This is a genomic window from Pseudoalteromonas sp. KAN5 (assembly GCF_022846535.1).
Classification (GTDB): domain Bacteria; phylum Pseudomonadota; class Gammaproteobacteria; order Enterobacterales; family Alteromonadaceae; genus Pseudoalteromonas; species Pseudoalteromonas haloplanktis.
Map to the genome: position 1 here is coordinate 3601580 of NZ_AP025589.1, position 20609 is coordinate 3622188.

Annotated in this window: 13 protein-coding genes and 1 tRNA gene; 10 read left to right on the forward strand and 4 right to left on the reverse strand. The window is 42.9% G+C overall.

Translation table 11 applies throughout. The features are described 5' to 3' along the window. Positions 1–11: 11 nt before the first annotated feature. On the reverse strand, positions 12–1433 hold the full coding sequence (gene cysG / locus KAN5_RS16030) for a siroheme synthase CysG (RefSeq protein ID WP_138554554.1): 1422 nt from the start codon (positions 1431–1433) through the stop codon (positions 12–14). Positions 1434–1713: 280 nt separating this feature from the next. On the opposite strand from cysG, the gene deoC reads away from it, so the two are divergent. Beyond that, positions 1714–2466 carry a deoxyribose-phosphate aldolase gene (gene deoC / locus KAN5_RS16035; protein ID WP_016710558.1) on the forward strand — a complete coding sequence of 251 codons (753 nt, stop codon included), beginning with the start codon at positions 1714–1716 and terminating at the stop codon, positions 2464–2466. A 220-nt stretch (positions 2467–2686) separates the two neighbouring features. Here the strand turns inward: deoC and KAN5_RS16040 are convergent, their stop codons facing one another. From KAN5_RS16040 to KAN5_RS16050, 3 genes are all read right to left on the reverse strand, one after another. Next, positions 2687–3823, reverse strand: a complete 1137-nt coding sequence (locus KAN5_RS16040; protein ID WP_244390104.1) for a CsgG/HfaB family protein — start codon at positions 3821–3823, stop codon at positions 2687–2689. Positions 3824–3943: 120 nt separating this feature from the next. Next, positions 3944–4894 carry a response regulator gene (locus KAN5_RS17590; protein ID WP_347881506.1) on the reverse strand — a complete coding sequence of 317 codons (951 nt, stop codon included), beginning with the start codon at positions 4892–4894 and terminating at the stop codon, positions 3944–3946. Between the two features lie 5 nt (positions 4895–4899). Then, on the reverse strand, positions 4900–7926 hold the full coding sequence (locus KAN5_RS16050; RefSeq protein ID WP_347881507.1) for a two-component regulator propeller domain-containing protein: 3027 nt from the start codon (positions 7924–7926) through the stop codon (positions 4900–4902). Between the two features lie 165 nt (positions 7927–8091). Between KAN5_RS16050 and KAN5_RS16055 the strand changes: the two genes are divergently transcribed. The 9 genes from KAN5_RS16055 (at position 8092) to rpoC (ending at position 20426) form a co-directional block, all read left to right on the forward strand. After that, positions 8092–8168 (forward strand) — tRNA-Trp (locus tag KAN5_RS16055). Positions 8169–8299: 131 nt separating this feature from the next. Further along, the gene (gene secE, locus KAN5_RS16060; protein WP_016710555.1) at positions 8300–8677 is read left to right on the forward strand and encodes a preprotein translocase subunit SecE; all 378 of its coding nucleotides are present in this window, start codon (positions 8300–8302) and stop codon (positions 8675–8677) included. Positions 8678–8681: 4 nt separating this feature from the next. Then, positions 8682–9239 carry a transcription termination/antitermination protein NusG gene (nusG, locus tag KAN5_RS16065; RefSeq protein WP_016710554.1) on the forward strand — a complete coding sequence of 186 codons (558 nt, stop codon included), beginning with the start codon at positions 8682–8684 and terminating at the stop codon, positions 9237–9239. 216 nt (positions 9240–9455) lie between these two features. Then, positions 9456–9884, forward strand: coding sequence for a 50S ribosomal protein L11 (gene rplK, locus KAN5_RS16070; RefSeq protein ID WP_008108462.1), 429 nt, complete (start codon positions 9456–9458; stop codon positions 9882–9884). A gap of 4 nt (positions 9885–9888) precedes the next feature. Next, the gene (gene rplA / locus KAN5_RS16075; protein ID WP_016710552.1) at positions 9889–10593 is read left to right on the forward strand and encodes a 50S ribosomal protein L1; all 705 of its coding nucleotides are present in this window, start codon (positions 9889–9891) and stop codon (positions 10591–10593) included. Between the two features lie 323 nt (positions 10594–10916). Next, positions 10917–11411, forward strand: a complete 495-nt coding sequence (gene rplJ / locus KAN5_RS16080; RefSeq protein WP_016710550.1) for a 50S ribosomal protein L10 — start codon at positions 10917–10919, stop codon at positions 11409–11411. A gap of 76 nt (positions 11412–11487) precedes the next feature. Further along, on the forward strand, positions 11488–11850 hold the full coding sequence (gene rplL, locus KAN5_RS16085; protein WP_016710549.1) for a 50S ribosomal protein L7/L12: 363 nt from the start codon (positions 11488–11490) through the stop codon (positions 11848–11850). 271 nt (positions 11851–12121) lie between these two features. Next, positions 12122–16147, forward strand: coding sequence for a DNA-directed RNA polymerase subunit beta (rpoB, locus tag KAN5_RS16090; protein WP_016710548.1), 4026 nt, complete (start codon positions 12122–12124; stop codon positions 16145–16147). Between the two features lie 103 nt (positions 16148–16250). Beyond that, positions 16251–20426 carry a DNA-directed RNA polymerase subunit beta' gene (rpoC, locus tag KAN5_RS16095; RefSeq protein WP_016710547.1) on the forward strand — a complete coding sequence of 1392 codons (4176 nt, stop codon included), beginning with the start codon at positions 16251–16253 and terminating at the stop codon, positions 20424–20426. Positions 20427–20609 lie beyond the last annotated feature (183 nt).

Sequence of the window (20609 nt, forward strand, 5' to 3'; positions counted from 1 at the left end):
ATAGTTTACAGCTATGCCACACCAGTAAGGGGTTGTGCAAAGCTGCTGGTTTGGGCTTTTTCGCCAAACCAATGAAGTTGTTCATGTAATGACGCAACTTCACCAATAATTAATAATGCTGGTGAAATAATGCTGTGGCGTTCGATTAAATCAGCCAGCTCACCTAATTGCCCAGTTACTACGCGTTGGTTTTTACGCGTGCCGTTTTCAATAATTGCCACTGGCGTATCTGCACCACGGCCATGTTTAAGTAACTGCGCTTGGATGTGAGGGGATTTAATCACCCCCATATAAATTGCTAAAGTTTGGTTTGGCTTAGCCAGTGATTGCCAATCGAGTTCTTGGCCGTCTTTTTTACAATGGCCGGTGACAAACTGTATTGCTTGTGCATGGTCACGATGCGTAAGTGGAATACCCGCATAGGCACTGCAACCTGCAGCAGCAGTAATACCTGGGACTATCTGATAGTTCACTTGGTTAGCTGCAAGTACTTGTACTTCTTCGCCGCCACGGCCGTAAATGAATGGGTCACCCCCTTTAATACGGCATACTTTTTTACCTTGTTTGGCAAAATCGACCAGCATTTGATTGGTATCTTCTTGCGGCACACTGTGATCACCTAAACGTTTACCAACACACACTAAGTCGGCATCACGGCGAACAAGCTCCATAATTTCATCAGAAACTAAATAGTCGTATACTACGACATCAGCTTGTTGCATTAATTGCAGTGCTTTTAGTGTTAACAACTCAGGGTCTCCAGGGCCTGCACCAATCACATACACTTCGCCTTCAGGCTCAGGTTTCGCATCCAGTAGTTGTTCAAGCTGCTGTGCTGCGGCTGTGGTATCGCCACTTTGCACTTTACTTACTACCGATGAATCAAATACGGTTTCCCAAAACTGACGACGGTCTGAAAAATGTGTAAAGCGTTGTTTTACCTTTTCGCGAAAGCTGCCTACTAAACTAGCAAGCGGACCGATGTGCTGTGGAATAAGTGTTTCTAATTTTTCGCGTAAGCGTCGTGCTAGTACTGGTGCTGTACCAGAACTGGAGATCGCAATAGTGATTGGGTTGCGATCAACAATGGATGGAAAAATAAAGCTGCATTTGGGTTGGTCATCAACCACGTTAACAAAAACATTGCGCGCATTAGCTAATTCAAACACTTGCGCGTTTACATCTTCCAGATCGGTTGCTGCAATTACCAGCATCATGCCGTCTAGGTGCTGTTCGTTAAAGTAATCCGTGATCAACGTAACTTCGTTATTATTGGCTAAAGTATTTAGCTCATCACAGAATTCAGGTGCTACTAACGTTACCGCAGCGCGTGCTTTTAAAAATGCACGACATTTACGTAACGCAACATCTCCCCCACCCACAACTAATACAGGTTTGTTGTCGAGCTTAGTAAAAATAGGTAAATATTGCATGTAGTAGACCCCTAGAGAAAAATCGCAGCATAAATGCTTTTTCAACAAACGCAGAATATAGCGGTGCAAGCGAAGTAAAAAATAATTAAAACCCAGTTGATATAACCAAATGTTATATGTGGTGGTTAGGTTTGGCTTAAGCCTTAGTTAACAGGGGATTGCGACGAGTTGCAAGCTATATAGAGGGCCGTTTGTTAGCTTAGAGTGTTTGGTTATTAGCTATAGCGAGATTTGCTATTTTTGGTACTATTACTCATACCTGACCTGATTTGGTGATTTTATGACAACACAATTAGACGCTGCGACACTAGCAGTAAAATTAATGGATTTAACCAGTTTAAATGATGACGATACCACAGCCAGTATTCAGGCTTTGATCACTAGTATTGAGCCAAACGTAGGTATTCCCGCGGCGGTGTGTGTGTACAGCCAGTTTGTTGCTGATGCTAAATTGGCTCTAGCACAGCGTGAGCTGAGTTTCGTAAAGGTGGCCACTGTGACTAACTTTCCCACGGGCAATAACCCGTTAAATAATGTTGTAAACGAGACCTTAATTGCGATTGAGCGTGGTGCTGATGAAATTGATTTAGTAATGCCATATCAAGCATTGATTGATGGTGATGCAGATACAGCACTGCATTATGTACGCGCATCTAAAGAGCTTTGCCCTGAACATGTACAACTTAAAGTCATTATTGAGTCGGGAGAGTTAAAAACCCCTGAATTGATTAAACAAGCGACAGAACTGGCCATTGCCGGCGGTGCTGACTTTGTAAAAACCAGTACAGGAAAGGTTGCTATAAATGCAACTCTTGAAGCTACAGAGATCATGTTGAGTACCATTAAGCAATCATCACAAGTGGTGGGTTTTAAAGCCGCAGGTGGGGTTAAAACAGTATCTGATGCAAGTAATTACTTACGTTTAGCTCACGATTTAATGGGTGAGCAGTATTTACAACCTACGACTTTTAGGTTTGGCGCCTCAAGCTTACTTACTGACGTTTATACGGTACTCAATGACGCGTCAGAGTGAATTAGAAAAGTTACGGCTGGAGCATGATGCGGCTAAATTGTTTTTTGGCACAAAGCTGATTTTGAAAATGCACTACAGTGGATGGTGATACCTGCAGAACATCCATCTGAGCAAATTTGCTTGCTGTGTGACTTTACCAAAGTGACATATTACAGTTACTGTAAGCTGAAAATAGCAGCCAGTATAAAACTGGCTGCAAGTTGGAGTCAGAGCAAGTGCTCTAAAAGTTAAACATACTGCCTAAGCTTTCTAAGCCAGATTTATTTGTTTTAGCTAAGCACTGGCTATCATCTAAGGATTTTTTTGTTACCTCATCAGCAAGGCCGGTTACTTTCAATTGTTTTTCTTGTTGATATTCACGCAGAGCAATGACGGTTTGACGGTCATAGGCAACATCTTCAGTTTCAAACTCTTCGTAATGCGGTTGGCTTTTTAAATACCCTAAACAAACTAGATTCATGCGTGACATAGCTAGATCCATTTTTTCATAATGCGGCATTCTATGTGTGGGTACATCAACAGCAGCAACGGGGGCAACAGCTTTAGGTGTTGCGGCTGCGCTAACCGTCAGTGGTGGTGGCGCAGTGTATCCAGCGGCTAAAGTGTTATTACTGTTGTAGCGGTAGTAAGTGTCAGGTACCTTTGTTTGTAAAAACTCAACTGCTTTGATGATCACTTCTCTGAGTGCTTTCTCTTTTGGGGTATCTGACCAGCCGCTTAAGTTACCCCCAACAAGCGCACCACCAAAGTTGGTAGCGGCACTGGTGAAGTCAAAGTCTTTACTACCGCCCTCGACACTGGTTGCGGCTAAAATACGTGAAGTGCGAGTGTCTATTAGGCGTAAATCAATCGCCATATGTGAGCCTGAAAAGCCCGCAGATACAGAACTAAACACATAACCAATAAAGCCACCTGAACCCATACTTGCACCTGAGCTATCATCGTCAAATTCTGTCACAGCTGCAACTACAACGATTTCAGCACCTTCAATTTCACCATAAGCGGCACCAGAAGCTGCGCTGACACGCCCTGATACGGCTAAATCTTGCTCTGATAACACGGCATCTAATGCTTGGCGTTCCAGTACAATAAAGCGATTAGTTCCCACTAAGGCGGTAGTGAGTTGATCAGCCATGCCATCGCCAATTTCTTTACGCCACCAACGCGAGTCGTTTGATTTGTCAGTAAAGCGTGCCACTGCAATACGTGCTTTTGGGCCATTGTATTGCTGCTGAGCAACGTCGTTAATATTTGGCGAGTCTTGGTTTGAGGTCACTTGTGTTGAAGTACTTTGACAAGCACTGAGGCTCCCTGCAATAAGGGTTGCAAGCAGTGCTTTTTTGGTTGTTGTGAACATATGATTTTCCTTAATTACTATGCCAAATTAAAACTGTAGGGTTTTATATTTTACAAATTGTTTTAAAGTTAATTTAAAGAAATCATAAAGTTAAAAGTAGTACTGAAACGAACACTTTGGTCACACAGGCGAAACTTTGACATTGCGACAGCTCTTTTCTCTAAATTGCTTTGGCGAGATGCCATGCTTAGTTTTAAAGCAGCGAGCAAAGTAACTTTGTGAACTAAAGCCGACTTGCTCGGCAACCAAACCAATCGCCAGCTCACTATCAGTCAGTAATTGCTCGGCATATTCTATGCGGGTGTTACGAATGTAATCACTGGGGGTTAAGTTGTAGAGCGCTTTCATTTTCAGCTGTAAGGCTCGGGGGCTGAGGTATAACTCAGCGGCAAATTCCTCGATAGTAAATGTGTCGTTATGGTAGTTACCGCGGATCACCGTTTTTAGTCGTTCGGTAAACAGATAATCTTTACTTTGGGTAAGCTGTGGATCTAGCTCTAAAGTTGGGGTATGGGCTGCTAGTTGTTTTGCTAAATGGCGATTAAGTACAGCGCGAATATTGAGTAATCCTTGTACTCGGCTAAGTAGTAATTGGGGCTCAAATGGTTTACTTAAAAAGTCATCGGCAAGTAGATCAAGGCCCTTGAGTCTACTTTGGGTATCGGCTTTAGCTGAGAGTAATAATACCGGTATATGGCTAGTCAGATTGTTGGTTCGCAGTGTATTAAGTAATTGGTAGCCATCCATACAAGGCATCATGACATCGCTGATCACTAAGTCTGGCATCTCAGTTTGACACATGGCTAACCCTTGCTCTCCGTCAATAGCCGTTAAACAATGATAATGCTCAGCAAATAAAGTAAGTAATAGTTCGCGCATGTCAGTGTGATCTTCAACAATCAACAGCTTTTTCATTTTGTTTATGTCGTTGTTGTTACTTAAAGCTACCGGCTGTGAGACGCTCTTATGCTCAGCGGTTACTAAAGGGAGTGTGACACTAAAGCAGCTACCTTCACCGATTGTGCTGGTTAGTGAGATCTCTCCTCCATATTGCGCTAATAGCTGCTTCACTAAAGCTAAGCCAATACCGCTGCCGCTTTGTTGGGTTGTAACACGAGTAAAACGTTCAAAATTAAGTGTTGTTGATGCTTTTCAATGCCGATACCTGTATCAGTAATCATGATCACAGCATGTGTATTCTGCACTGATAAACTCACCTCAACTCGCCCACCAGAGTGTGTGTATTTCAAGGCATTGTTGATTAAGTTACTTATAATAGAAGTTGTATGTTCTGGTGCTAGGATAATTAGGCAGTCTTGGGAAGTGAGATCCGTAAATGTTAATTGAATACCTTTTTGCTCAAACAAGACACTGAAATCGACTACCAATTGCTCTATAAATGCTGTCAGTGGGTAGGGGGAAACATACTGAATGGCAGTGCTGGGACGTTGGCTTAGCTGCAGTAGTTGATTAATTAAGCTAAGTAAACGCAGGCTGTTTCGTTTGATCATCGACAGCTGTGTAGAGCTTGCGTGATCTTGATGTTGAAGTTGTAGGCTTTCCAGTGGGGCTAAAATTAGGCTCAATGGCGTTTTTAACTCATGGCTAATATTATCTAAGAACTGGCTCTTTAAACGATTTAGCTGTTGGGCTTGTTGGCTGCTCTGCTCAGCAAGTTTAGCACGATATAGCGAGGCGACAATCAACCAGATGATAAGCACAGTGACGATACAATAAACAGCAATTGCAAATTGGCTTTGCCACCAAGGTGGTACCACTGTTAGTGCAACTAGCGTGCTGGTTTTGCTCCACAGGCCATATTGATCTTTTACTTTTAGCTTTAGTTGATAATCTCCCGCGGGCAATTGTGGGTAATTTATCTGCCGTTGTTGGGCATCAGTATAAAGAAATTGTTTATCAAAGCCTGCCAGTTTATAGGCATATTGATATTGTTGAGGTGCGGAAGGGCTATTAAGCGCTGCGAATTTAAAACCAATTACGCCATCACTTTTATTAAAGCGTAGTGTTTTAGTGTAGCTCATCATGGGGGCAGTATGAGATTGGTGTTTGGTATATTGTGCTGTGCTAATAACTTGGTTGTTAATCAGTAACTCAGTTAATACTGGTTCAGGAGTCTTTGCGGCTAGTTGCAGCTTGAGCGGATCGAACTGATTAAAGCCGTTGATCCCACCAAAGAGTAGCTCGCCATCTGCTGCCTGAAAAGCGGCTCCAAGGATAAATGAATTATGTTGTACTCCATCTCGGGGTAAAAAGTGCTGCATACTATTAGAGTTTGGCTCATAACGAGTCAAACCTTGATTGCTTGCCAACCATAACTGGCCTGTCTTATCTTGTTTAATAGCAAAGATATTATCATTGAGCAGGCCATTATGTTCAGTGATGGGAGTTATTGTACCGCTGACTTTATCGAATTTGTTTAAGCCCCCGAATGTTCCCACCCATAGGGTATTTTCATCTTGCAAATGCAAAGCTGTGACCATGTTGTGAGTTAAACTGTTAGCTTTTGTTGGCTCAGCTTGGTAGTGGCTAAATTGGTAGTTACCTAGCGAGAGCTTGTTTAAGCCCACGCGGGTACCAGCCCAAATCGCATTGGCTTGAGTGTCGTAAATTAAGCTAAATACAATATTATTCGATAGGCTTAACGATTGTTCCGAATGTTGAAAATGCGTTACGGCGTAATTACTTGGGTTAAACCGGCTTAATCCTTGGTTACTACCTAGCCATAAATTACCGCTTTGATCACTGGTGATCGCGTAGATATAGTCGCTGCTGAGCTGGTGGCTTTGCACCGTAAATGCTGTAAAGTCATCGCTATCGTGATTATAACGCAGAAGTCCACCACCGTAGGTGCCAATCCATATGCGTTGTTGGTTATCTTGATGGAGGCTAAAGATATTGTTATTAGTGAGATTACTGTTGTTGATCAGATAACGCACAAAACCGTCTTCGGTTTGTCGATTTAAGCCATTACGAGTACCGACCCATAATTGCCCTTGGCTATCCTTGAGTAAGGCACGCACAAAGTTGTGGCTAATAGTTGTGGCTTGCTCGTCATGATGTTGTTGATGATGAAACTGATTTTGACGAGGATCATAGCGTTGTAAACCATAGCCATCACTTCCAATCCAAATAATGCCCTGAGTATCTTGATACAAGGAGAGTAGGTGGTCATTAACAAGGCCATGGCGTTGTTGTGGCTGATACTTAAGCTGAGTAAAGTCGTTAAGTTTAGTTTGATAGTTAGGGTTATAGTACAAACCATGGCCATAACTGCTTAGCCATAAATTATTATTATTATCAATTAAGATATCACTGATCCATATATTGGTCAGTTGCGTGACCTCAGTAAAGTGCTCTTTATGGAGATCAAATATACTCAGACCTGTTTTACTAGCAATCAGCAATTGCCCTTGTGTAGTTAGCTTAAGGCGCCATAGTTGCTTTTTACTTGTTGGGAAGTAACTAAACTGCCCAGTTGCTGGATTAAATTTAACGAGACCTTGGTTACTCGCAAGCCATAAATTTTGCTGCGTATCAATGACCATATCCTGAAAAATAAGGTTACCATGCTGTGTGTATTGAAAATACTCAACTTCATTGTTTATCAGGTTTAAACGGGTTAAAGACCCTTCTTCATGGCCTAACCAAATATTATTCTGTTGATCTGCTAGGATTGACCAAATGCGGTTATCTTTTATTGCAAGTGCACTATTTTGATCAAACTGGGTAAATACACCTGTTTCAGTATTTAGTGCGTTCAGCCCCTGTGTGGCGGTGGCAAACCACAGCAAGTTATCGCTTGTTTTAAGGCAGTCTGTGATCCAATTCCCAGCTATACTTGGCTGGGTAGGATGTGACTTAAAGCGTTTAAACTCATAGCCATCAAAGCGATTAAGGCCACTTTGAGTAGCAAACCAGTGAAACCCTCGTGCATCAGTAACGCTACAAGTAATCGAATTTTGCGTTAAACCTTGCTCATTAGAAAATGAATCCAAATGCAGTGATAGGGCAAAAGCTTGACTGTGCAATAACCCAATAAACCCTAAAAGGGCGATATAGATGCTTGTTTTTATTTTAGGCACTACGTTCCTGATAAATGTTAAAATCCCTTTAATTGAAACAATCATAAACTGCTTTTTAATCAATGTTAAGGTGGATTTTTCAATCCAGTGGTGAGATTTTGACTTCTGGGTATCTTTTACACTTGTGTTAATGAATTGCGTAAGTATAATAGGCATCCACTTTGCAGGGGCGTAGTTCCAATTGGTAGAACAGCGGTCTCCAAAACCGACGGTTGGGAGTTCGAATCTCTCCGCCCCTGCCAATTTTCCTGTTAGTGGGTAAAGTCTAGGGTTAAAAATCGGTTTAAATAAGTCTGTTTTTAAGTTTGGATTTTAATGGATTAACCCTGCCATAGTGTAGGGTTGTTGTGTCTGTAGTTAAGGTAATAATATTATGAGCACGAATGTAGAAACGCCATCAAGTGCGATGGATTCAGTAAAGTGGCTTGTAGCAATTGCGCTACTTGCAGGCGCAGTAGTTGGAAACTACATGTACGCAGATCAATCTGTGTTACTCCGTGCTATTGGTGTTGTGGTTGCGGTGGCTGCTGGTTTAGGCATTGCATCACAAACTGAAAAAGGGCGTACCTTTCTTGCTTTTGCAAAAGAAGCACGCATCGAAGTACGTAAAGTAGTGTGGCCAACGCGCCAAGAAACTACCCATACGACATTTATTGTAATGGTTGCAACTGCGATTATGGCACTTATCCTTTGGGGATTAGATGGTATATTATTCCGCGCAGTAGGCTTTTTAACTGGATTGGAGATCTGATCCCATGTCGGATGAGAACAACGAAAAGAAACTACGTTGGTACGTAGTACAGGCTTTCTCAGGTTATGAGAAGCGTGTTGCACAGACTATTCTTGAGCATATCAAGATCGAAGGTTTGGAAGATAGTTTTGGTGAAGTATTAGTGCCTACTGAAGAAGTGGTAGAGATGCGCGCAGGTCAAAAGCGTAAATCTGAGCGTAAGTTCTTCCCAGGTTATGTACTTATCCAAATGGATATGAACGATGCAAGCTGGCACTTAGTGAACAGCACTGCACGTGTAATGGGCTTTATTGGTGGCACGTCTGATCGTCCAGCACCTATTAGCTCTAAGGAAGCAGATCGTATCCTGAACCGTTTACAAGAAAATGCTGAAGCGCCTAAACCTGCAACATTGTTTGAGCCAGGTGAAGTGGTGCGCGTTGTTGATGGCCCATTTGCTGACTTTAGCGGTGTGGTTGAAGCCGTTGACTATGAAAAGAGCCGCGTAAAAGTATCGGTACTTATCTTTGGTCGTTCAACTCCAGTTGAACTTGAATTCGGTCAAGTTGAGCAAGATCGCTAATTAAATTAAATGGTTTATACCAAATGTTTTAATGTTTTGGTATAAAGCTTGATAAAGGCCGCTGATTAACTTATAATCAGCGGCCTTTTTGTATTCAGAGCAAGAGTTTCTTGATTTGCTTACAGAAAGTGAGAAACCAATTTTTAAACTGGGAAGCCGTTAGAGTACGCGTCCTCGCGCGCACAAGGCTAAGACCCACCTAATGAGGTATTTATAATGGCTAAGAAAGTTGAAGCTCTAATCAAGCTACAAGTTGCTGCTGGTATGGCTAACCCTAGTCCTCCAGTAGGTCCAGCACTAGGTCAACACGGTGTAAACATCATGGAATTCTGTAAAGCGTTCAACGCACGTACAGAATCTATTGAAAAAGGCGCTCCAGTTCCTGTAGTGATCTCTGTTTACGGCGACCGTTCATTTACGTTCGACATGAAAACGCCACCGGCTGCTTACTTACTTAAGAAAGCTGCAGGTATCAAATCTGGTTCAGGCCGTCCTAACACTGAAAAAGTAGGCACAGTAACACGTGCTCAACTTGAAGAGATCGTTGAGACTAAAAAACCTGACCTTACAGCTTCTGATTTAGAAGCTGCGGTTCGCACTATCGCAGGTTCTGCGCGTGCGATGGGCTTGAACGTAGAGGACTAAGATAATGGCTAAATTAACTAAACGTATGCGTACTATCCGCGAAAAAGTGGAAACGACTAAAGATTACGAAATCAACGAAGCAGTTGCTCTTTTAAAAGAGTTAGCGACAGCTAAATTCGTAGAAAGTGTTGACGTTGCTGTTAACCTTGGTATTGATGCTCGTAAATCTGACCAAAACGTTCGTGGTGCAACTGTACTACCAAACGGTACTGGTCGTGACGTTCGCGTTGCAGTATTCACACAAGGCGCTAACGCAGAAGCTGCGAAAGAAGCCGGTGCTGAATTAGTAGGTATGGAAGATCTTGCTGAATTAGTTAAAAAAGGCGAGATGAACTTTGACGTTGTTGTTGCATCACCAGACGCTATGCGTGTTGTTGGTCAACTAGGTCAAATCTTAGGTCCACGTGGTCTAATGCCAAACCCTAAAACTGGTACTGTAACACCTAATGTTGCAGAAGCAGTTAAAAATGCAAAAGCTGGTCAAGTGCGTTACCGCAATGACAAAAATGGTATCATCCATACTACTATTGGTAAGGTTGATTTCACAGCTGAGCAACTTCAACAAAACCTTGAAGCTCTTATTGTTGCGCTTAAGAAGGCTAAACCTTCACAAGCAAAAGGTGTTTACGTGAAGAAAGTAACCATCTCTACAACAATGGGCGCAGGTGTATCTGTTGACCAAAGCACTTTAAGCACTGCTGTTGTTTAATTGAGTGTTTACATGGCGTGAAATTTGTACTATAATCTTGCGCCATTTTGTTGAAAAATTTAATTTTTCGACAAGTAAAGAATTCGGGTTGAAGTCCATAATTTCGGTGCGCCTTCGGGTAAAGCGATAAATTGGGCTTCCGTCCAAGACCGTAGGTGGCTTCGGCCTTAATATTAACCTACGTAGACGGTGTGAATCCCCAGATAGATTTTTCCTAATCCTTCTGGCTCTCGCCGTAAAAAGCATCTCTATCTTGTTTGATAGGGAAGAGTAGAACAGGGAAACCGAATGTCGGTAACCCCATTAAACCAGGAGTAACACCCATGGCTTTAAATCTTCAAGGCAAAAAAGCAATTGTTGCTGAAGTCAACGAAGCAGCCAATGGTGCTCTATCTGCAGTTGTTGCAGATTCTCGTGGTGTAACAGTTGGCGCAATCACTGCCCTTCGTAAAGAAGCTCGTGCAAATGGTGTTTGGATGAAAGTTGTCCGTAACACTCTAGCAAAACGTGCTCTTGAAGGAACACAGTTTGAGTGCCTTTCTGATTCATTTGTTGGTCCAAGCTTAATTGCTTTCTCATCAGAGCACCCAGGTGCTGCTGCGCGTATCTTTTCTGCTTTTGCAAAAAAGAACGAGAAATTTGAGCTTAAAACGGCCGCTTTTGAAGGCAATGTAGTAGATGCAGCTATGCTTGCAACTCTACCTACATACGACGAAGCTGTTGCACGCTTAATGAGCGCTATGAAAGAAGCGTCTGCTGGCAAATTGTGTAAAACAATTGAAGCAGTACGTGTACAGAAAGCTGAGCAAGCTGCTTAATTTTAAGCTGTTTAATCAACCTTTCGGTGTAAAATTTTTTTGGACCTAGAGTCCGTTAATTATTAGGAAATTTGTAATGTCTGTAACTAAAGACCAAATCCTTGACGCAATTGCTGAAATGTCAGTAATGGACGTTGTTGCTCTTGTTGAAGCAATGGAAGAAAAATTCGGCGTAACTGCTGCAGCTGCTATGGTAGCAGGTCCTGCTGCTGAAGCTGCTGAAGAGAAAACTGAATTTGACGTAATCCTTACTGGCGCTGGCGCTAACAAGGTTGCGGCAATCAAAGCTGTACGTGGCGCAACTGGCCTAGGCCTTAAAGAAGCGAAAGCGCTTGTTGAAGCTGCTCCTACACCTGTTAAAGAAGGTGTATCTAAAGAAGAAGCTGAAGCACTTGCAAAAGAACTTACTGAAGCTGGTGCTGAAGTTGAGGTTAAGTAATCTAGCTCACGCTAGGTTCGCTGCCTGAGCAATCAGGCAAGGGCTGGTGATTATATAATCACCGGCCTTTTTGCGCTATAGAGCGATGTATTCCTATCGCGCAAATAAAATCTGGTTTTCTCTTTACTTTCAACGCTTTATAGTTTGCTAGTGTTAAAGTGAGAGTTTATCGGAACAACAATTAAATGTTGTACAATCTTGGCTTAGATGCCAGTTAAGTCTGTTCTTACAAGAACAGGTCGGGTCAAAGATCAGCAAGCTGAGGAACCCCATGGCTTACTCTTATTCTGAAAAGAAACGTATCCGTAAGGATTTTGGTAAACGTCCACAAGTTTTGGATATACCTTTCTTACTGTCAACGCAGTTAGAATCGTTTAAAAAATTCTTAGTGCCGGACGCTGATGGCGATCATGGTTTGGAAGCTGCCTTCCGTTCTGTGTTTCCAATCAAAAGCTACTCGGGAAATTCTGAGCTTCAATACGTAAGTTATCGTATTGGTGAGCCAGTTTTCGATGTAAAAGAATGTCAAATTCGCGGTGTGACTTATTCTGCTCCACTTCGCGTAAAATTGCGCCTTGTAGTGATGGACAAAGAAGCTCCAGGCACAGTTAAAGACATTAAAGAGCAAGAAGTTTACATGGGCGAAATTCCGCTCATGACCGATACCGGTACTTTTGTAATCAATGGTACAGAGCGTGTTATCGTTTCTCAGCTACACCGTAGCCCTGGTGTATTCTTTGATAACGACCGCGGTAAAACTCACTCATCAGGTAAAGTGCTTTATAATGCACGTGTTATCCCATACCGTGGTTCATGGTTAGATTTTGAGTTTGATGCAAAAGATAACTTGTATGTACGTATCGATCGCCGTCGTAAATTACCGGCGTCAATCATGCTGCGTGCACTTGAGTACACGACAGAAGAGATCTTAGACATCTTCTTCGAAACCACTGCGTTTGAAGTAACTGACGGTAAAGTTCTTATGGAACTTGTGCCTTCACGTTTACGTGGTGAAACCGCTGCCTTTGATATTAAAGGTGAAGACGGTGAAGTGCTAGTTGAAAAAGGCCGTCGTGTAACTGCGCGCCATATCAAGAGCATTGAGAAAAAAGGCATCAACAATTTAGAAGTACCACATGAGTACATCATTGGTCGCGTTGTTGCGAAAAACTACGTTGATGAGTCAACGGGTGAGATCATCGCTAACGCAAATGATGAATTAACTCTAGAGTTAATGGCTGAATTGGTTAAAGCAGGTCACACTAAAATTGATACGTTATATATCAACGAAGTTGACAGCGGTGCATACATTTCAGATACCTTACGTATCGATTCAAGCACTAACCGCTTAGAAGCACTAGTAGAAATTTATCGCATGATGCGCCCAGGCGAGCCACCGACGAAAGACGCGGCTGAAGCCTTATTTGAGAACTTGTTCTTCTCTGAAGAACGTTATGACTTATCTACTGTAGGTCGTATGAAGTTCAATAGCCGTGTTGGTTATGACACTGACACAGGCCCAGGCACATTAAGCAAAGACGACATCGTGTCTGTTATGAAAGTACTTATTGCTATTCGTAACGGTCAAGGTGAAGTTGATGATATCGATCACTTAGGTAACCGTCGTATCCGTAGTGTTGGCGAAATGGCTGAGAATCAGTTCCGTGTAGGTCTAGTACGTGTTGAACGTGCTGTACGTGAGCGTTTAAGCTTAGGTGACCTAGATGCGATCATGCCACAAGATCTTATTAACGCTAAGCCTATTTCGGCAGCGGTTAAAGAGTTCTTTGGCTCATCTCAGTTATCACAGTTTATGGACCAAAATAACCCGCTATCAGAAGTAACGCATAAGCGTCGTATTTCTGCATTAGGGCCGGGTGGTCTTACTCGTGAGCGCGCTGGCTTCGAAGTACGTGACGTTCACGTAACTCACTATGGTCGCGTATGTCCAATCGAGACGCCTGAGGGTCCAAACATCGGTCTAATTAACTCATTGTCTACGTACGCACGTACAAATGACTACGGTTTCTTAGAAACACCTTACCGCAAAGTGGTAGATGGTGTTGTAACTGATGAAGTTGATTACTTATCAGCCATTGAAGAAGGTCAGTTTGTTATCGCACAGGCGAACTCAAACTTAACTGAAAACAATGAGTTTGTAGATGAATTAATTCCATGTCGTCACAAAGGTGAATCAACCTTTATGGGTCGCATGGACCAGCAATATATGGATGTATCACCACAACAGGTGATCTCTGTAGCGGCAGCACTTATCCCGTTCCTAGAACACGATGATGCTAACCGTGCATTGATGGGTTCAAACATGCAACGTCAAGCAGTACCAACATTGAAAGCGGACAAACCGTTAGTAGGTACAGGTATTGAGTTAACACTAGCGAAAGATTCTGGTGTAACGATTGTTGCAAAACGTGGTGGTGAAGTAATGTATGCTGACGCAAGTCGCATCGTTGTTAATGTACATGAAGAAGAACGCATCCCTGGTGAAGCGGGCATCGACATCTACAACTTAACCAAATACACACGTTCTAACCAAAATACATGTATTAACCAAAAACCAACTTGTATGGTTGGCGAACCGGTTACTCGTGGTGACGTGTTAGCAGATGGTCCTTCGACTGACTTAGGTGATTTAGCCCTTGGTCAAAACCTGCGCGTGGCATTCATGCCATGGAACGGTTATAACTTCGAGGATTCAATCCTACTATCAGAGCGCGTAGTTGAAGAAGATCGTCTAACGACTATCCACATTCAAGAACTACAGTGTGTTGCCCGTGATACTAAGTTAGGTCCAGAAGAGATCACAGCAGATATCCCGAATGTGGGTGAATCTGCACTAGGCAAGCTTGATGAATCAGGCGTTGTTTATATCGGTGCTGAAGTTAAAGGCGGCGATATTCTAGTAGGTAAAGTGACTCCGAAAGGCGAAACGCAATTAACTCCTGAAGAGAAGCTACTACGTGCGATCTTCGGTGAGAAAGCGTCTGACGTTAAAGACAGCTCATTACGTGTACCAAACTCTGTAACTGGTACTGTAATTGACGTGCAAGTTTTCACCCGTGACGGTGTTGAAAAAGACAAGCGCGCGCTAGAAGTTGAAGAAATGCAACTTCGTGATGCGAAGAAAGACTTTAATGAAGAATTCCGTATTCTTGAAGCAGGCGTGTTAGATCGTGCTCGTAAGTTACTTATTGCAGCCGGTCAAGACGAAGAAAGATTAGCATCACTAAATGCTGAGAAACTACTTACTCAAAGCCTTGCTGAAGAAGACAAGCAAGCTGAACTTGAGCAACTAGCAGCCCAGTATGATGAGCTTAAAGCTGAATACGATAAGAAGTTTGAAAACAAACGTCGTAAAATTACCCAAGGTGATGACTTAGCACCAGGCGTACTTAAGATTGTTAAAGTATACCTAGCTGTTAAACGTCGTATTCAACCAGGTGATAAAATGGCGGGTCGTCACGGTAACAAAGGTGTTATCTCGACTATCGTACCAGTAGAAGATATGCCATACGATGACAAAGGTCGTACTGTTGATATCGTACTTAACCCACTGGGTGTACCATCACGTATGAACATCGGTCAGATCCTAGAAACACATATGGGTCTAGCTGCACGTGGTATTGGTGAGCGTATTGAAGAAATGATGAAAGAACAACGTGAGCTACATGAGCTGCGTGAATTCATCAAACAAGCTTATGAGATCGGTGAATCTCGTCAGGTTGTCGATATTGCTAGCTTCTCTGATGACGAAATCCGTCGTTTAGCTGAAAACTTAAAAGGTGGTTTACCAATCGCTACTCCTGCATTTGATGGCGCGAAAGAAAGCGAAATCAAAGACATGCTTGAGCTAGGTGGCTACCCACGTAGTGGTCAGGTTACACTTTATGATGGCCGTACTGGCGATCAGTTCGAACGTCAAGTAACTGTAGGTTACATGTACATGCTGAAACTAAATCACTTAGTTGATGACAAGATGCATGCGCGTTCAACTGGTTCTTACAGCCTTGTTACTCAGCAGCCGCTGGGTGGTAAAGCACAGTTCGGTGGCCAGCGTTTCGGTGAGATGGAAGTATGGGCACTTGAAGCTTACGGTGCTGCTTACACACTACAAGAAATGCTAACAGTGAAGTCGGATGACGTGAACGGTCGTACTAAGATGTATAAAAACATCGTTGATGGTAACCATAAAATGGAACCAGGTATGCCAGAATCGTTCAACGTATTGTTGAAAGAAATCCGCTCATTGGGTATCAACATCGAGTTGGAAGAAAATTAAGCCAATTAGGTGCTACAGCTAGCCTGTAGCACCTGTTACGGCCGAATAGAATGTAGGGACGAAATTATCCGTCCTCAAGATTAACTCCGACAGGAGAGCTAAGGTGAAAGACTTACTTAAGTTTCTGAAGCAACAAAATAAGACCGAAGAATTCGATGCAATTCGCATTGGTCTTGCTTCACCAGACATGGTTCGTTCATGGTCATACGGTGAAGTAAAGAAACCTGAGACTATTAACTACCGTACTTTCAAGCCTGAGCGCGATGGCTTATTCTGTGCCCGTATTTTCGGACCAGTGAAAGATTATGAATGCTTATGTGGTAAATATAAGCGTCTTAAACACCGTGGTGTGATCTGTGAAAAGTGTGGCGTTGAAGTAACACTCACTAAAGTGCGTCGTGATCGTATGGGTCACATCGACCTTGCGAGCCCAGTTGCACATATATGGTTTTTAAAATCATTACCGTCACGTATCGGCTTAATGCTTGATATGACGCTTCGTGATATTGAACGTGTTCTTTACTTCGAATCATTCGTCGTAACTGAGCCTGGTATGACAACGCTTGAGCGTAGTCAGCTATTAGGTGAAGAAGAATACCTAGATGCACTTGAAGAGCACGGTGATGAGTTTGAAGCGAAGATGGGTGCTGAAGCAGTATTAGACTTACTGCGTGAACTCGATCTTGCACAATTAATTGCTGAAATGCGTGAAGAGTTACCAACAATTAACTCTGAAACTAAGCGCAAGAAGATCACTAAACGTCTTAAATTAATGGAATCGTTCCACCAATCAGGTAATAACCCTGAGTGGATGATCATGACAGTACTACCAGTATTGCCACCTGATCTACGTCCATTAGTACCACTTGACGGTGGCCGTTTTGCGACTTCTGATCTAAATGACCTTTATCGTCGTGTTATTAACCGTAATAACCGTCTTAAGCGTCTATTAGACTTAGCAGCACCAGATATTATCGTACGCAACGAAAAACGTATGTTACAAGAAGCGGTAGATGCGCTACTTGATAACGGTCGTCGTGGTCGTGCAATTACAGGTTCTAACAAACGTCCACTTAAATCGCTTGCTGATATGATCAAGGGTAAGCAAGGTCGTTTCCGTCAGAACTTACTTGGTAAGCGTGTAGATTACTCTGGCCGTTCTGTAATCACGGTTGGTCCTACACTTAAGCTTCACCAATGTGGTCTTCCTAAGAAGATGGCACTTGAGCTATTCAAACCATTTATCTATGGCAAATTAGAGCGTCGCGGCATGGCTACGACAATCAAAGCTGCGAAGAAAATGGTAGAACGTGAAGTTCCGGAAGTATGGGATGTATTAGACGAAGTAATTCGTGAACATCCAGTATTACTTAACCGTGCACCAACACTTCACCGTTTGGGTATCCAAGCGTTTGAGCCTGTGCTTATCGAAGGTAAAGCAATCCATTTGCACCCATTAGTTTGTGCGGCGTACAACGCTGACTTCGATGGTGACCAAATGGCGGTACACGTACCGCTAACGATTGAAGCACAGCTTGAAGCCCGTGCATTGATGATGTCAACAAACAACATCCTATCTCCTGCGAATGGTGAGCCAATCATTGTTCCATCACAGGACGTTGTATTAGGTCTTTATTACATGACGCGCGATCGCATTAATGCGAAAGGCGAAGGTATCGTATTTAAAGATCCTAAAGAAGCGGAAAAAGCATACCGTAGTGGTAATGCCGAACTGCATGCGCGTGTAAAAGTACGTATTAAAGAAGCTGTTAAAAACGAAGACGGTGAAGTTGTTGATACTACAACAATTATCGACACTACTGTAGGTCGTGCAATTTTATCGCTTATTTTACCAAAAGGTATGCCGTACGCTTCAATTAACCAAGCGTTAGGTAAAAAGCAGATTTCTAGCTTATTAAACGAGTGTTACCGTCGTTTAGGTCTTAAAGATACGGTTATCTTTGCTGACCAAGTAATGTACACCGGTTTCCATTACGCAATGAAGTCAGGTGTTTCTATCGGTATTGATGACTTAGTTATCCCACCGGTTAAAGCATCAATCATTGAAGCAGCAGAAGCTGAAGTAACTGAAATCAACCAACAATTCCAATCAGGTCTTGTAACGGCTGGTGAAAAGTACAATAAAGTTATCGATATCTGGTCACGTGTAAATGAAAACTTATCACGTGAGATGATGGCGAACTTGTCAAAAGACACGGTTATTAACGCCAAAGGCGAAGAAGAAGAGCAAGCTTCATTTAACTCAGTGTTTATGATGGCCGACTCAGGTGCTCGTGGTAGTGCCGCTCAGATCCGTCAGCTAGCTGGTATGCGTGGTCTAATGGCACGTCCAGATGGTTCAATCATCGAAACACCAATCACGGCTAACTTCCGTGAAGGTCTAAACGTACTACAGTACTTCATCTCAACGCACGGTGCGCGTAAAGGTCTTGCCGATACAGCACTGAAAACAGCGAACTCGGGTTATCTAACGCGTCGTCTAGTAGACGTTGCACAAGATTTGGTAATCAATGAAGACGACTGTGGCACAGAAGATGGCTTAACAATGAAACCACTTATCGAAGGTGGTGACGTTGTAGAAGCACTTCGTGAACGTGTTCTAGGTCGTGTTGTTGCAGAAGATGTTGTGATCCCTGGCACTAATGAAGTGCTAGTAGAGCGTAACGTGATGCTTGACGAAAAACTGTGTGACCTTTTAGAAGAGCATTCAGTTGATGAAGTTCGTGTACGCTCAGTTATCACGTGTGATAACGACTTTGGTGTATGTGCTAAGTGTTATGGTCGTGACCTTGCACGTGGTCATATCATCAACGCGGGTGAATCAGTGGGTGTTATCGCGGCACAATCAATCGGTGAGCCGGGTACACAGCTTACGATGCGTACATTCCACATCGGTGGTGCGGCATCAAGAGCCTCTGCTGAGAACAATGTACAAGTTAAAACTAACGGTACATTGAAGCTTCATAACGCAAAATATGTATTAAACACAGACGGTAAGATTGTTATTACTTCACGTTCTACGGAAATCACTATTATCGATAGTTATGGCCGTGAGAAAGAGCGTTATAAAGTACCTTACGGTGCGGTATTAACAGTTCAAGATAATGCTGAAGTTCAAGGTAACGACATTGTTGCTACTTGGGACCCGCATAGTCACCCAATCGTTCTTGAGCATAAGTCAAAAGTATCGTTCAGCGATATCGATGACTCAAATACTGAAGCACAGACTGATGAACTAACCGGTTTAACCCGTGTAGTTGTTAAAGATCTTGCTAAGATCAATGCGAAAGAGCCGAAGCTTATCATCGAAAGTGAAGAGCGCGGTCTGCAAGAAACTCGTCTTCCTTCATTCACTACGATTGAAGTAACTGACGGTGTTACAGCAAACCCAGGTGACGTGCTAGCACGTATTCCGCAAGAAGGTTCGAAAACTCGTGATATCACGGGTGGTCTACCACGCGTAGCCGACTTATTTGAAGCGCGTAAACCGAAAGAGCCAGCTATCTTAGCTGAAATCACCGGTACGATTAGCTTCGGTAAAGAGACTAAAGGTAAGAAGCGTTTAGTTATTACACCAGCTGAAGGCGATCATTACGAAGAAATGATTCCTAAGTGGCGTCAACTTAACGTGTTTGAGGGTGAGCAAGTGTCTAAAGGTGAGGTTATCGCCGATGGTCCTGAATCACCACATGACATCTTACGCCTACGTGGTGTGACTCATGTTGCTAACTACATCGTTAACGAAGTGCAAGAGGTTTACCGTTTGCAAGGCGTTAAGATCAATGACAAGCACATTGAAACAATTATCCGTCAGATGATCCGTAAGTGTACGATCACTGATGGTGGTCATAGTGAGTTCTTAGTTGGTGAGCAAATTGAAGTGGCACGCGTTAATATCGCAAACCGTGAATTAGAAGCTCAAGGCAAGTTACCAGCTAAATTTGAGATCCAGTTAATGGGTATCACTAAAGCATCACTAGCCACAGAATCTTTCATCTCGGCAGCCTCGTTCCAGGAGACCACGCGTGTCCTAACTGAAGCCGCTGTAAATGGTAAGAGCGATGAACTTCGCGGTCTGAAAGAAAACGTAATTGTGGGTCGCTTGATCCCAGCCGGTACCGGTTTTGCGTATCATCAAGATCGTATGGCGCGTCGTAAGCAGAGCAAAGTAGTTGTTGAAGAGCAAACAGTAAGTGCAGAAGAGGCAACTCAAGCACTAACAGACGCTTTAAACGCGGATTTATCTGGAAATCAATAAACTTAACTTAATCAATAGATTATGTTTTTGCAAGGCAGTTATATACTGCCTTGCTGACGGTTTAGGTTGACAGCTCAATCTTTGCTCATTAAAATTCCGCCACCCATTTACTTGTACGTATAATACGGGCTTGTAAATAAAGGGCGGATTTTTTTATTTTTTCAGTAGTAATTTTAATTTCAG

What these genes read in the sequence shown, in the direction of transcription:
- cysG (WP_138554554.1), bottom strand. Translation starts at nt 1,433, where the DNA reads ATGCAATATTTACCTATTTTTACTAAGCTCGACAACAAACCTGTATTA.
- deoC (WP_016710558.1), top strand. Translation starts at nt 1,714, where the DNA reads ATGACAACACAATTAGACGCTGCGACACTAGCAGTAAAATTAATGGAT.
- KAN5_RS16040 (WP_244390104.1), bottom strand. Translation starts at nt 3,823, where the DNA reads ATGTTCACAACAACCAAAAAAGCACTGCTTGCAACCCTTATTGCAGGG.
- secE (WP_016710555.1), top strand. Translation starts at nt 8,300, where the DNA reads ATGAGCACGAATGTAGAAACGCCATCAAGTGCGATGGATTCAGTAAAG.
- nusG (WP_016710554.1), top strand. Translation starts at nt 8,682, where the DNA reads ATGTCGGATGAGAACAACGAAAAGAAACTACGTTGGTACGTAGTACAG.
- rplK (WP_008108462.1), top strand. Translation starts at nt 9,456, where the DNA reads ATGGCTAAGAAAGTTGAAGCTCTAATCAAGCTACAAGTTGCTGCTGGT.
- rplA (WP_016710552.1), top strand. Translation starts at nt 9,889, where the DNA reads ATGGCTAAATTAACTAAACGTATGCGTACTATCCGCGAAAAAGTGGAA.
- rplJ (WP_016710550.1), top strand. Translation starts at nt 10,917, where the DNA reads ATGGCTTTAAATCTTCAAGGCAAAAAAGCAATTGTTGCTGAAGTCAAC.
- rplL (WP_016710549.1), top strand. Translation starts at nt 11,488, where the DNA reads ATGTCTGTAACTAAAGACCAAATCCTTGACGCAATTGCTGAAATGTCA.
- rpoB (WP_016710548.1), top strand. Translation starts at nt 12,122, where the DNA reads ATGGCTTACTCTTATTCTGAAAAGAAACGTATCCGTAAGGATTTTGGT.